General features: G+C 57.1%; 12 protein-coding genes, 1 pseudogene and 1 other annotated feature. Of the genes and pseudogenes, 9 read left to right on the plus strand and 4 right to left on the minus strand.

What is annotated here, in order from left to right; all coding sequences use genetic code 11:
• Positions 1-232 precede the first annotated feature (232 nt).
• Entirely contained in the window at positions 233-481 is a 249-nt protein-coding gene (locus tag NG99_RS20865; protein ID WP_034897255.1) for a DUF2498 family protein, read from the plus strand.
• A 26-nt stretch (positions 482-507) separates the two neighbouring features.
• Here the strand turns inward: NG99_RS20865 and sohB are convergent, their stop codons facing one another.
• Positions 508-1,557, minus strand: a complete 1,050-nt coding sequence (sohB, locus tag NG99_RS20870) for a protease SohB (protein ID WP_034897256.1) — start codon at positions 1,555-1,557, stop codon at positions 508-510.
• 217 nt (positions 1,558-1,774) lie between these two features.
• Here sohB and NG99_RS20875 point away from each other — a divergent pair, with 217 nt between their 5' ends.
• Both NG99_RS20875 and cobO read left to right on the plus strand, forming a co-directional pair.
• Entirely contained in the window at positions 1,775-2,536 is a 762-nt protein-coding gene (locus tag NG99_RS20875) for a YciK family oxidoreductase (RefSeq protein ID WP_034897258.1), read from the plus strand.
• On the plus strand, positions 2,536-3,126 hold the full coding sequence (gene cobO / locus NG99_RS20880) for a cob(I)yrinic acid a,c-diamide adenosyltransferase (RefSeq protein ID WP_034897260.1): 591 nt from the start codon (positions 2,536-2,538) through the stop codon (positions 3,124-3,126). Before NG99_RS20875 ends, cobO begins: the two co-directional genes overlap by 1 nt.
• An 87-nt stretch (positions 3,127-3,213) precedes the next feature.
• On the opposite strand, the gene rluB is transcribed toward cobO, so the two are convergent.
• From rluB to rnm, 3 genes are all read right to left on the minus strand, one after another.
• Complete coding sequence (rluB, locus tag NG99_RS20885; RefSeq protein WP_034897262.1) at positions 3,214-4,098, minus strand: 23S rRNA pseudouridine(2605) synthase RluB; 885 nt, start codon at positions 4,096-4,098, stop codon at positions 3,214-3,216.
• 300 nt (positions 4,099-4,398) lie between these two features.
• Positions 4,399-5,019, minus strand: coding sequence for an L-threonylcarbamoyladenylate synthase (locus NG99_RS20890; protein ID WP_034897264.1), 621 nt, complete (start codon positions 5,017-5,019; stop codon positions 4,399-4,401).
• 33 nt (positions 5,020-5,052) lie between these two features.
• Positions 5,053-5,928, minus strand: coding sequence for an RNase RNM (gene rnm, locus NG99_RS20895; protein ID WP_034897266.1), 876 nt, complete (start codon positions 5,926-5,928; stop codon positions 5,053-5,055).
• Between the two features lie 158 nt (positions 5,929-6,086).
• Positions 6,087-6,186: a sequence feature (Trp leader region), on the plus strand.
• Between the two features lie 25 nt (positions 6,187-6,211).
• Here rnm and NG99_RS20900 point away from each other — a divergent pair.
• From NG99_RS20900 to NG99_RS20930, 6 genes and pseudogenes are all read left to right on the plus strand, one after another.
• Positions 6,212-7,774, plus strand: coding sequence for an anthranilate synthase component 1 (locus tag NG99_RS20900; RefSeq protein WP_034897267.1), 1,563 nt, complete (start codon positions 6,212-6,214; stop codon positions 7,772-7,774).
• Positions 7,774-9,366: pseudogene (trpD, locus tag NG99_RS30055) on the plus strand (bifunctional anthranilate synthase glutamate amidotransferase component TrpG/anthranilate phosphoribosyltransferase TrpD). Before NG99_RS20900 ends, trpD begins: the two are co-directional and overlap by 1 nt.
• Before the next feature lie 2 nt (positions 9,367-9,368).
• Positions 9,369-10,730, plus strand: coding sequence for a bifunctional indole-3-glycerol-phosphate synthase TrpC/phosphoribosylanthranilate isomerase TrpF (trpCF, locus tag NG99_RS20915; RefSeq protein WP_034897273.1), 1,362 nt, complete (start codon positions 9,369-9,371; stop codon positions 10,728-10,730).
• Positions 10,731-10,775: 45 nt separating this feature from the next.
• The gene (gene trpB / locus NG99_RS20920) at positions 10,776-11,966 is read left to right on the plus strand and encodes a tryptophan synthase subunit beta (RefSeq protein WP_034897275.1); all 1,191 of its coding nucleotides are present in this window, start codon (positions 10,776-10,778) and stop codon (positions 11,964-11,966) included.
• A complete protein-coding gene (gene trpA, locus NG99_RS20925) occupies positions 11,966-12,772 on the plus strand; it encodes a tryptophan synthase subunit alpha (RefSeq protein WP_034897277.1) in 807 nt (268 codons plus the stop codon). Before trpB ends, trpA begins: the two co-directional genes overlap by 1 nt.
• A 157-nt stretch (positions 12,773-12,929) precedes the next feature.
• Positions 12,930-13,244: a BON domain-containing protein gene (locus tag NG99_RS20930; RefSeq protein WP_034897279.1), complete on the plus strand. Its 315-nt coding sequence runs from the start codon at positions 12,930-12,932 to the stop codon at positions 13,242-13,244.
• Positions 13,245-13,274: the final 30 nt, after the last annotated feature.

The following is a 13,274-nucleotide window of genomic DNA, read 5'->3' on the forward strand; positions in this document are numbered from 1 at the left end:
GTTCTGTGCATTTCAAACACTGCGTAAAGCCAGTTTTACGCCCGGAACCCGAAACGCCCACACTCTACCTGATAAAATTTGATACGCAACTTAATTAGCATCTGGCCGCCGTTTACGCCAGAAACTACGCTAAAAAGAGTTACCTGGCGCAAGTCAGTATAAAGTTTGTGGTTTTCTTCAGCGCGGGGGTAATATACTCTTTTTCGCACGCGTACTATAAAGGAGAGAAAACGTGATTCAGCCTCAGCTGATAGATCGTGAAGCCCTGCTCAGGATTGCTAACGAGCTGATTGTCGAACATCAGGATTATTTTGTTGGTCTGGAAGCGACGGACGTTGAGCAAAAAGCCGACGTGCTGATTTTTCGCGGCAATTATTTCTTAGACGAACAGGGGCTGCCAGGAGAGAAAAGCACCGTAGTCTTTAACGTATTTAAGTATCTGGCCGTTGAGCTTTCTCCCGTCTATTGTGTTGAAAACTAGCGCCCGCTCAGCGAGCGCCAGACCGCCTACAGCAGCGGCTTTTCACCCCGCTGCCAGAGACGGAGCAGCAGGCGTTCCGCGCTGCCAGCCGCGCTCTGCGTAAAGCGGTCGATCATTTTCTTACGACGGCTAAAACGCACGGCAATCACTTCATGATTCGCCATCTGGTCGATAATCAAATCGTCGCTGGTGCCGATAGCATCAATCAGTCCCTTCTCCAGCGCCTGGGTGCCAAACCAGTGCTCGCCGGTGGCGACGCTGTCGATATCCAGAGCAGGACGCATCTGATGAACAAATTGCTTAAACAGCAGGTGAGTTTCGTTCAGATCTTCACGGAATTTTTCCCTTCCCTGCTCGGTATTTTCACCAAACAAGGTCAGCGTCCGTTTGTACTCACCGGCGGTGTGCAGCTCAACGTCAATTTCATTGCGCTTTAACAGGCGATTAAAGTTCGGGATCTGCGCGACCACGCCAATCGAGCCGATAATAGAAAACGGTGCGGCAACGATGCGATCCGCCACGCAGGCCATCATGTAACCACCGCTGGCGGCCACCTTATCGACGGCCACGGTCAGGCGAATTCCCTTTTCACGCAGACGCTGGAGCTGTGATGAGGCCAGACCATAGCCGTGCACCACGCCGCCAGGACTTTCCAGCCGCAGCAGGACTTCGTCTTGCGCCTTCGCCACCGCCATCACCGCAGAAATTTCTTCACGCAGCGAGCTGACCTCATGGGCATCCATGCTGCCTTTAAAGTCCAGCACGAACAGCGTGGGTTTGCTGCTTTCCGCTTTCAGGCCCTGCCTGGCGCGCTGCTTCGCCGCTTTCGCTTCCAGCTTGTCCTTTTTCTTTTGCTCCTTGTGCCATAATTTCTGATCCTGATGCTTCATTTTTGCCAGCACCATGTCATCTTTCATTTCCTGATAGCGGTCGCCAAGATGGGTCAGCTTAAGCTGTCCGCCCTGCGCGCGCTTGCGCATCGCCAGATTGGTGATGATGACGGCAATTGCCGCAATGGCAACCACAACGGTGACCGTTTTGGCCAGGAAAAGCCCATAATAAGAGAGTAATTCCACTCATTCCGCCTTATTTAACATCGTATTATATCAGCAGCTATTGTAGCCGAGTCGCTGGCTGGCGTCGTCAGAATCCCCACCGCAGCGCACGCTTTTACCTTTACTGAACATTGAACTGCGCCCCTTTTTAGGGCATAAAGCACATTATTGATTGCGGGCAAGGGCTTAGCGGCAAGGCCGCCGTGACTGACCCTCACCACCGCCAGAGGAATGCGACATGCACTATCAGCCTAAAGACGATCTGCTCAACGACCGTATTATTCTTGTCACCGGCGCCAGCGACGGCATTGGCCGGGAAGCCGCTCTGACCTACGCTCGCTATGGCGCGCAGGTTCTTCTGCTGGGGCGTAATGCGCAAAAGCTCCAGGCCGTGGCCGATGAAATTGCCGCTACCGGCAAAGAAGCGCCCCGCTGGTTCACCTTCGATTTAGAGCAAGCCACGCCGGAACGCTGCCAGCAACTGGCGAGCGAGGTGGCTGGATTCGTACCCCGTCTGGATGGCGTGCTGCATAATGCGGGGCTGCTCGGCGATATCGCCACCATGGACCAGCAGGATCCGCAGGTCTGGCAGCGGGTTATGCGGGTGAATATCGACGCCACCTTCTTCCTGACTCAGGCTTTGCTGCCGCTGCTGCTGAAATCGTCCTGCGCTTCGCTGGTCTTCACCACCTCCAGCGTTGGCCGTAAGGGCCGCGCTGGTTGGGGCGCCTACTCCGTCTCGAAATTTGCTACCGAGGGCATGATGCAGGTGCTAGCCGATGAGTACGACAGCAAGCATCTGCGGGTCAACTGCATCAATCCCGGCGGCACCCGGACTAAGATGCGCGCCAGCGCCTTCCCGGATGAGGATGCCAACAAGCTGAAAACGCCAGCCGATATCATGCCGCTTTATCTCTACCTGATGGGCGACGATAGCAGGCGAAAAACCTGCACCAGCTTCGATGCCCAGCCGGGACGTAAGCCCGGAGCGGCAGAGTAATGGCGCAGGACAGGCACCAGCAGCGCCAGCAAAAGCTGAAAGAGAAAGTTGATGCGCGTATTGCCGTCGCGACTGAAGTTCGCGGCATCCTGATGGTTTTCACCGGCAATGGCAAAGGGAAAACTACCGCCGCCTTCGGCACGGCCACGCGGGCGGTTGGTCATCAAAAGCGCGTCGGGGTTATTCAGTTTATAAAAGGAGAATGGCCTAACGGCGAGCGAAATTTGCTTGAGCCTCAGGGGGTAGAGTTTCAGGTGATGGCGACCGGTTTTACCTGGGATACGCAAAACCGCGAAACGGACACCAGGGCCTGTCTGGAAGTGTGGCAGCACGGTAAGCGAATGCTACAGGATGAGACGCTGGATCTGGTGGTGCTGGACGAGTTGACCTATATGGTCAGCTTTGACTACCTGCCGCTGCAAGAGGTGCTGAGCGCGCTGAATCACCGACCTGCTCAGCAAAGCGTGATTGTCACTGGCCGGGGCTGCCACCGCGAAATCCTCGATCTCGCCGATACGGTGACGGAAATGCGCCCGGTAAAACATGCCTTTGACGCCGGTATTCAGGCACAGCAAGGTATTGACTGGTAACCGGACGGCCCGTGGTGCAGATAAAAAAACACCCGATGCTGAACAACATCGGGTGTTTTTTACCTTCCGGCCTGCGGGTAATCTAATCTAGCCGCGTTTTGCTGAAGGCTTAGCGGAAGTACGACGGCTGCCGCTGCTCACCTGAGAGTGGCGCTTCACGGCGCGGCGAATTTGATTCGCCTTGGTGCGGCGGCGATCTTTCTCAACCGCGACTTTGCTGGTGATTTCCGGCGGCAGACCGACCAGCTCCCGCAGATAGTTGGTTGGCGCCAGTTCCAGCTCTGTCCAGCCGCCGCGAGGCAAACCTTTCGGCAGCGTAATATCACCGTAACGGGTACGGATCAGGCGGCTGACCTGGACGCCTACCGACTCCCACAGACGACGAACCTCACGGTTACGTCCTTCTGTCAGCGTCACGTTATACCACTGGTTAATACCTTCACCGCCGGTAAACTTCAGCGTTTTAAAGGAGGCCGGACCATCTTCAAGCTGTACGCCGCGGCTCAGCTGCTTGATTTTGTCGTCATCAATGGCGCCGAACACGCGCACGGCATATTCTCTTTCTACTTCACGGCTGGGGTGCATCAGGCGGTTAGCCAACTCGCCATCGGTGGTGAACAGCAGCAGACCGCAGGTGTTGACGTCAAGACGGCCAACGGCAATCCAGCGCGCGCCGCGCAGTTTAGGCAGACGGTCGAATACGGTAGGACGCCCTTCGGGATCGTTACGCGTGCACAGTTCACCTTCCGGCTTGTAATAAGCCAGCACGCGGCAAACTTCAGTGGTGGATTCCGCAACGGAGACCAGATGGCCATCAATACGGATCTTAATTGCAGGACTTGAGTCCACGCGGTCACCCAGCGTGGCCAGCTTACCGTCGACGCTGACGCGCCCGGCTGAAATCATGGTTTCGATTTCGCGGCGGGAACCGTGCCCGGCGCGTGCCAGGACTTTTTGTAATTTTTCGCTCATGGCGCTACCTCTGTGTCGCCTTCCCAGGCGTCGTGGCGAAAATAAAATATCTTTTATTTTCAATAACTTAATCTTTGTTGCCGCTGCTATTATACATCCTTTTCACCACCGTGTAACCCTGGTTGTTATACAGCCAGTTTTTCAGTAATTTTACCAGGCGCGAACGCCCGGAGACTGGCTACTCACGTAGCCAGCGATCCGCTTCAGGCCGTCAGGCGCTGAATGGCGGCAACAGAGATCGAAATGAATCTTAATGCGGAAACGCTCGCCACAATTGGTCGGTTGGCGAGCGTGAAGCGGTTATAAGAAAGGCTGAACGTCGCCGACCCCTTCGCGTATCACTTCCGGGGTGTTTTCAGTTAAATCGATCACCGTGGTCGGCTGCTGCCCCAGATAGCCACCGTGAATGATCAAATCCACCAGCTTGCCAATGCTGTCCTGAATAGCTTCAGGGTCGGATTCGGTAAAATCATTCCCCGGCAGCATCAGCGATGTCGACATCATCGGCTCATTCAGTGACTCCAGCAGCGCCAGCGCAATGGGGTTCGACGGCACCCTTAAGCCTATCGTTTTACGCTTGTCGTTCATCAAACGACGCGGCACTTCTTTTGTCGCCTTGAGGATAAAGGTGTAGTTTCCCGGCGTGTTATTTTTGATCAGCCGGAAAGCGGTGTTATCCACATGCGCATAGGTCGACAGCTCGGACAGATCGCGGCACACCAGCGTAAAGTTGTGATTACCGTCCAGCTTTCTGATTTTGCAGATGCGCTCCATGGCATTTTTATCTTCCAGCCTGCACCCCAACGCATAGCCTGAGTCCGTCGGATAAACAATCACGCTGCCTTTATTCAGCAGTTCCACGGCCTGCTTGATCAGCCTTGGCTGCGGATTTTCCGGATGAATATAAAAAAATTGACTCATTACTAACCTCTTGTCTGCCGCAACCGGGTCAAATCACCCGGATGCAATTTCCGGAAAGCGAAGCCAGACCGCCTCAACGCCTCCCGGAAGCCATAATTTTTTGCCCAGTTCGATCCACGGACAGGGCTGATGGAAATCAGAACCTTGCGAAGCCGCCAGCTGATAATCCTGGGCATAGCGAGCCAGCCGGGTACGCTCATCAGGCGCCTGCTGACACTGCGCTACCTCCATTGCATCACCGCCCTGTTCAGCGAAGTGAGCAATCAGCCGTTTCAGCCACTTGGCGGAAAGCCCGTAGCGTCCGGGATGGGCCAGCACCGCCCGGCCGCCGGAATGATGAATGGCATCAATAGCTTGTTTAATTGTACACCACTGTGGCGGCACGTAGCCGGTTTTGCCTCTGGCGAGGTAATTTTTAAAAACCTGAGCCATGGTATCGGCCTTACCCTGCGCCACCAGAAAGCGGGCGAAATGCCCTCTGGTAATGGCTCCGCCTTCCGCCAGCGCCAGCGCTCCGGCCAGCGCACCGGGGATATGCGCCTTCTCGAGGCGGTCAGCGATCAGTTCCGCTCTGGCCCTGCGCCGTTCGCTTTGCTCCTGCAAAAAAGCGATCAGCAGCGGATGCTCACAGTCAACACCCAGCCCGACGATATGAATTTCATGATTTTCCCACAGGGTCGACACTTCCACCCCGGCAATAATCTTTAGCGGCAGCTGATGCTTTACCACCGCTTCGCGAGCTGGCTGGACGCCATCAGTGGTGTCGTGATCGGTTATAGCCAGCACCCCAACACGATGCTCCACTGCCCGCAGTACCAGCTCTTCCGGGGTAAGAAATCCATCCGAAGCGCGGGTATGGCTGTGTAAGTCGTAGATGGGATAAGGATTTTGCGGGGTTGAATCGGTCAAGGCGACTCCGGCGTCGGCGGATAATTATCGCAGCATGATAACCAGAATTCCCGGCGTGGGGAAAAAGAGTATTGACTTTTTTACTGCGAACCAGTTAACTAGTACGCAAGTTCACACGCAAGGGTATCGGAATCATGACTATGACAAAGACTATGATGACTGGTTGGTGGCACACTTCACCCTGAACGGGCGAAGGAGTCATGCACGTCACCAGACGTTGTGCAGATACCCAGGCCCGCCGAAAGCGGGCTTTTTTTTTAGGAAAATTTAGAGAACTGACCTCATGCCAAATGCCAAACATACAGTGAAGCTGATCACCAGCAACGCCCCCTACCGCGAAGATCCGGCAGCGGTTTTCCACCAGCTGTGCGGCGCGCGTCCGGCCACGCTACTGCTCGAGTCTGCTGATATCGACAGCAAGCGGAACCTGAAAAGTCTGCTGATTGTTGACAGCGCGCTGCGCATCAGGGCGCTGGGCAATACCGTCACCGTCCAGGCGCTGTCGGAGAATGGCCGCGCCATTTTACCGCTGCTGGACGCGGCGCTGCCTGCGACAGCGATCAGCGCAGCCCGACCGGACGGTCGCGAGCTGACCTTCCCGAAAAATACCGCCGTGCAGGACGAAGATTCCCGCCTCAAGGCAGCCTCCGTTTTTGACGCGCTGCGCCTGATCCCGCAGCTGGTCAACAGCCCGGAAGAGGAGCGTGAAGCCCTGTTGCTCGGCGGCCTGTTTGCCTACGATCTGGTAGCGGGTTTCGAGGATCTGCCGGCGCTGGACAACCAGCAGCGCTGCCCGGACTACTGCTTTTATCTGGCGGAAACGCTGCTGGTCATCGATCATCAGAGCCAGACCGCTCGCCTTCAGGCCTCGCTGTTCACCCCCGCGCCCGCTGAATTCCTGCGCCTGCAAAGCCGCATCGAGCAACTGCACGCGCAGATGTTGCAACCAGCGCCCCCGCTGCCGGTTCAGCGGGTGGAAAAGATGGCGCTGAGCGTTAATCAGAACGATGAAGAGTACTGTGCGGTGGTTCGCCAGATGCAGGAAGCGATTCGTATCGGCGAGATCTTCCAGGTCGTTCCGTCACGCCGTTTCTCACTGCCATGCCCTTCTCCGCTCGCCGCTTACGATACGCTGAAAAACAGTAACCCAAGTCCCTATATGTTCTTTATGCAGGACCAGGATTTCAGCCTGTTTGGCGCCTCGCCGGAAAGCTCGCTGAAATATGACGCCACCAACCGCCAGATTGAAATTTATCCGATTGCCGGGACCCGCCCACGCGGCCGCCATGCCGATGGTTCACTGGACCGCGACCTTGACAGCCGGATTGAGCTGGAGATGCGCACCGATCATAAAGAGCTGGCCGAGCACCTGATGTTGGTTGACCTGGCGCGTAACGATCTGGCGCGCATTTGCCAACCCGGCAGCCGCTACGTTGCTGATTTGACCAAGGTCGACCGCTATTCATTTGTAATGCACCTGGTATCCCGCGTGGTGGGAACGCTGCGCGAAGATCTTGACGTGCTGCACGCCTACAGCGCCTGTATGAACATGGGCACCCTGAGCGGCGCGCCTAAAGTTCGCGCCATGCAGCTGATTGCCGGTGCTGAAGGCACGCGCCGCGGCAGCTACGGCGGCGCGGTAGGCTACTTCACCGCCAGCGGCGATCTGGACACCTGTATTGTCATTCGCTCGGCCTATGTCGAAGACGGTGTTGCTACCGTCCAGGCGGGCGCTGGCGTGGTTCTGGATTCTGTTCCTCAGGCGGAAGCCGATGAGAGCCGTAACAAAGCCCGCGCCGTGCTGCGCGCCATTGCTACCGCACATCACTGCAAGGAGATTTTCTGATGGCCGATATTCTGCTGCTCGACAACATTGACTCGTTTACCTACAACCTCGTCGACCAGTTACGCGCCTTTGGCCATAACGTGGTGATCTACCGCAATAGCGTAGCGGCCGAAACGCTGATTGAGCGTCTACAGGCGATGGAAAATCCGGTGCTGATGCTGTCACCTGGCCCCGGCGCGCCGTCCGAGGCGGGCTGTATGCCGGAGCTGCTCACCCGCCTGCGCGGCCGCCTGCCGATTATCGGCATCTGCTTAGGCCATCAGGCCATTGTGGAAACCTACGGCGGCCACGTAGGCCAGGCTGGCGAGATCCTGCACGGTAAAGCGTCGGCGATTGCGCATGACGATATCGGCATGTTTGCCGGGCTGACCAACCCGCTGCCGGTGGCGCGCTATCACTCGCTGGTTGGCAGTAACGTTCCCGAAGAGCTGACGGTGAACGCCACCTTTAACGGCATGGTAATGGCGGTGCGTCACGACAGGGATCGGGTTTGTGGTTTCCAGTTCCATCCGGAGTCCATTCTGACCACTCAGGGCGCACGCCTGCTGGAACAAACGCTCGCCTGGGCGCTGGCGTAATACAAGGAGACATTGATGAACGCTATTTTTGAAAAACTTTACCAGGCGAAACCTCTGACCCAGACGGAAAGCCACCAGCTGTTTTCGGCGATCATTACCGGTCAGTTGGAACCAACCCAGCTGGCAGCGGTGCTGATTGCGATGAAGGTTCGCGGCGAACGCCCGGAAGAGATTGCCGGCGCGGCAACCGCTTTGCTGGAGGACGCGAAACCTTTCCCCCGCCCCGATTATGCCTTCGCGGATATCGTCGGCACCGGCGGCGACGGCAGCAACAGCATTAATATTTCGACCGCCAGCGCCTTTGTCGCTGCCGCCTGCGGGCTGAAAGTCGCCAAGCACGGCAACCGCAGCGTCTCCAGCAAGTCTGGTTCGTCCGATCTGCTGGCCGCCTTCGGCATCAGCCTGGATCTGCCTGCGGAACAGGCACGCCAGGCGCTGGATGACCTGAATGTCTGCTTCCTGTTTGCGCCGCAGTATCACAGCGGTTTCCGTCACGCTATGCCGGTTCGCCAGCAGTTGAAAACCCGCACGCTGTTTAACGTGCTTGGCCCGCTGATCAACCCGGCCCGCCCGCCGCTGGCAGTGATTGGCGTCTACAGTCCAGAGCTGGTTCTGCCGATCGCGCAGACGCTGAAAGTATTAGGCTATCAGCGCGCGGCGGTGGTACATGGCGGCGGGATGGATGAGGTGGCGCTGCACAGCGCGACCCACGTAGCGGAGCTGCGCGACGGTGAGATCACCAGCTACCAGCTGACGCCGGAAGATTTCGGCCTGAGCAGCTACCCGCAGGAAGCGCTGGCAGGCGGCACGCCGGAAGAAAACCGTGACATTCTGGCGCGATTACTCCAGGGTAATGGCGAACGCGCCCACGAAGAGGCGGTTGCCGCTAACGTCGCCCTGCTGTTGAAGATATTTGGTCATGAAGATTTACGCGAGAATGCCCAGCAGGCGCTGCGCACCATCCGCAGCGGTCAGGCTTACGAGCGCGTTGTCGCCCTTGCAGCAAGAGGATAATCATGCAGGAAACCGTACTGAAGAAAATTGTGCAGGACAAAGCCGTCTGGCTGGCAGAACGCCAGCGGCAGCAGCCGCTGTCCTCCTTCCAGAACGAAGTGAAGCCGTCTACCCGCAGCTTTTATCACGCGCTACAGGGAGCCAGAACCGTCTTCATCCTTGAATGTAAGAAAGCTTCGCCGTCCAAAGGGCTGATCCGCGATGACTTCGATCCCGCCGCGATTGCCGGGGTCTATAAGCACTACGCTTCTGCGGTTTCGGTCCTCACCGACGAGAAATATTTCCAGGGAAGTTTTGATTTCCTGCCCATCGTCAGCGCCGCGACTACTCAGCCGGTGCTGTGCAAAGATTTTATGATCGATCCGTATCAGGTATACCTGGCGCGTTTCCATCAGGCCGATGCCATTTTGCTGATGCTTTCGGTGCTCAACGACGAACAGTATCGCCAGCTGGCCGCCGTGGCGCACAGCCTGAACATGGGCGTGCTGACCGAGGTGATCAGCGATGAAGAGCTTGAGAGGGCTACCGCGCTGGGCGCGAAGGTCGTTGGCATCAATAACCGTGACCTGCGCGACCTGTCGATCGATCTGGACAGAACCCGGCGTCTGGCGCCGAAAGTCGCCCACGGCGTAACGGTGATCAGCGAGTCCGGCATTAACCGCTATGCGCAGGTGCGGGAGCTGAGCAAGTTTGCCAACGGTTTCCTGATTGGTTCGGCGCTGATGGCCGAAGATGACCTCTCCGCCGCCGTGCGCAGGGTGATCCTTGGAGACAACAAAGTGTGCGGCCTGACTCGCGCTGAAGATGCCCGCATCGCCCATCAATCCGGCGCGATATTCGGCGGCCTGATCTTCGCTGCAGGCTCCCCTCGTCAGCTTGACGCGGAGAAAGCCCGTCAGGTGATGGCCGGCGCGCCGCTCAAGTACGTCGGCGTGTTCCGCAATAGCAGCATAAGTGACATTGTCACCTATGCCAACACGCTGAAGCTGAGGGCCGTTCAGCTTCATGGTGATGAAGATCGGGCCTTTGTGGCGGCGCTGCGCGCTGAGCTTCCGGCCGACGTGCAGATTTGGAAAGCGTTCAGCATTAAAGAAACGCTTCCTGCCCGCGACTGGCAACAGGTCGATCGTTACGTCTTTGATAACGGCAACGGCGGCAGCGGTCAGCGCTTTGACTGGTCTTTGCTGCAAGGACAGCAGCTGGACAACGTGCTGTTAGCCGGTGGCCTGGGGGCTGATAACTGCGTTGAAGCCGCGCAGCTCGGCTGTGCCGGTCTGGATTTCAATTCCGGGGTGGAAAGCTCGCCTGGAATTAAAGATGCCTCGAAGATTGCCTCGGTGTTTAACACGCTGAAGGCGTACTGACCGTTGAGGCAGCCACGGCTGCCTCGTAGCGAAAAGAGAAGCGATATGACGTTATTAAATCCCTATTTCGGCGAGTTCGGTGGCATGTATGTGCCACAAATCCTGATGCCAGCCCTGCGCCAGCTGGAAGAAGCGTTCGTCAACGCCCAGAGCGACCCGGCGTTCCAGGCGGAATTTACCGACCTGTTGAAAAACTACGCCGGACGCCCGACGGCGCTGACGCTGTGTAAAAATCTCACGGCGGGCACCAGAACTCGCCTTTACCTGAAGCGTGAAGACCTGCTGCATGGCGGCGCGCACAAAACGAACCAGGTGTTAGGCCAGGCACTGCTGGCTAAGCGCATGGGCAAAACGGAGATTATCGCCGAAACCGGCGCCGGTCAGCACGGCGTAGCCTCGGCGCTCGCCAGCGCGCTGCTGGGGCTGAAGTGCCGGATCTACATGGGTGCCAAGGATATCGAGCGTCAGTCGCCTAACGTCTTCAGAATGCGGCTGATGGGTGCAGAGGTGATCCCGGTGCACAGCGGCTCCTCCACGCTGAAAGATGCCTGCAACGAAGCCCTGCGCGACTGGTCCGCCAGTTATGCTAACTCGCACTACATGCTCGGTACTGCCGCTGGCCCTCACCCGTTCCCGACAATCGTCCGCGAATTCCAGCGCATGATCGGTGAAGAGACCAAAGCGCAGATCCTCGAAAAGGAAGGTCGTCTGCCGGATGCCGTTGTGGCGTGCGTAGGCGGGGGCTCAAACGCCATCGGCATGTTTGCTGATTTCATCGACGAGGCGTCCGTCGGCCTGATAGGCGTGGAGCCGGCCGGTCACGGCATTGAGTCCGGCGAACACGGCGCGCCGCTCAAGCATGGTCGCTTAGGCATCTATTTCGGCATGAAGTCACCGATGATGCAGACCGAAGATGGACAGATTGAAGAGTCTTACTCGATCTCTGCCGGTCTGGACTTCCCTTCAGTCGGCCCGCAACATGCCTATCTCAACAGCATTGGGCGGGCGGAATATGTCTCGATCACCGATGATGAAGCGCTGGACGCCTTCAAGATCCTCTGCCGTAGCGAAGGCATCATTCCGGCGCTGGAGTCTTCTCACGCACTGGCCTACGCGTTAAAAATGATGCGGGAAGCCCCGGAAAAAGAGCAGCTTCTGGTGGTCAATCTCTCCGGTCGCGGCGATAAAGACATTTTCACCGTTCACGATATTCTGACAGCTAAGGGAGAAATCTGATGGAGCGTTACGATCAGCTTTTTAAACGTCTTGATGCCGCGAAAGAAGGCGCTTTTGTTCCTTTCGTTACGCTTGGCGATCCGACTCCAGAGCTCTCTTTACAGATTATTGATGCGCTGGTCGAAGGGGGAGCAGATGCCCTGGAACTGGGGATACCCTTCTCCGATCCGCTGGCCGATGGCCCAACCATCCAGGGCGCTGCCCTGCGCGCCTTCGCGGCTGGCGTGACACCGTCACACTGTTTCGAAATGCTGGCCGCGATTCGCCAGAAATACCCGGATATCCCCATTGGTCTGCTGATGTATGCCAACCTGGTGTTTTCCAACGGCATCGATAACTTCTATGCCCGCTGCCAGCAGGCTGGCGTCGACTCCGTGTTGATTGCTGATGTGCCGGTGGAAGAATCAGCCCCTTTCCGTCAGTCCGCCTTGCGTCATAACATCGCGCCGATCTTTATCTGCCCACCGAATGCCAGTGATGATTTGCTGCGTGAAATTGCCTCGCACGGCCGGGGCTATACCTACCTGCTGTCGCGTGCTGGCGTCACCGGCACCGAAACTCGCGGCGTCAGCCACTCGTTACAGCACCTGGTTGACAAGCTGCGTGAATATCACGCCGCGCCGCCGGTGCAGGGCTTTGGTATCTCAGAACCGGGCCAGGTAAAAGAAGCGCTGAGCGCTGGCGCTGCGGGGGCTATTTCCGGCTCCGCTATCGTGAAAATCATTGAGAAGAACGTTGATAATCCGCCGGTGATGCTCGCCGAACTGAAGTCGTTCGTCAGCGCCCTGAAGGCCGCCACGCGTTAATACCGCCTGAATGCCTTATCCGACCGGGTAAGGCATTATTTTTTCACTCCTTATTACCTCCAGAGCTGGAATTTTTTCTGCACAGGGCTAAGCTTCTGAAGCAGAGTGATTCTGTACATCCGGCTTTCGCCAATCATTGAATGACAGGGAGAAGATAATGAAGTTGTTTAAAGTTTTAACCGGTATGGTCATTGCGGCCGTTGTGGCTATCTCAGTCAGCGCCTGTGCCCCGACGGCAACTCAGGAAGGCACCGGCGGCTATATTGATGACACGGTGATCACCACTAAGGTCAAGTCCGAGCTGCTGAAGGATGACTCGCTGAAATCTACCGAGATTAACGTAGAGACCTTTAAAGGCCGCGTTCAGCTGAGCGGTTTCGTTTCCAGCCCGACCTCAGCCAGCCGTGCAGTGCAAATCACCCGCGGCGTGAAAGGCGTCACCTCCGTCACCAACAATATCCAGATCAAGTAGTCTGAATGACACTGACTAGTCCTGATATAG

Origin of the sequence: Erwinia typographi, from assembly GCF_000773975.1 — a bacterium.
Classification (GTDB): domain Bacteria; phylum Pseudomonadota; class Gammaproteobacteria; order Enterobacterales; family Enterobacteriaceae; genus Erwinia; species Erwinia typographi.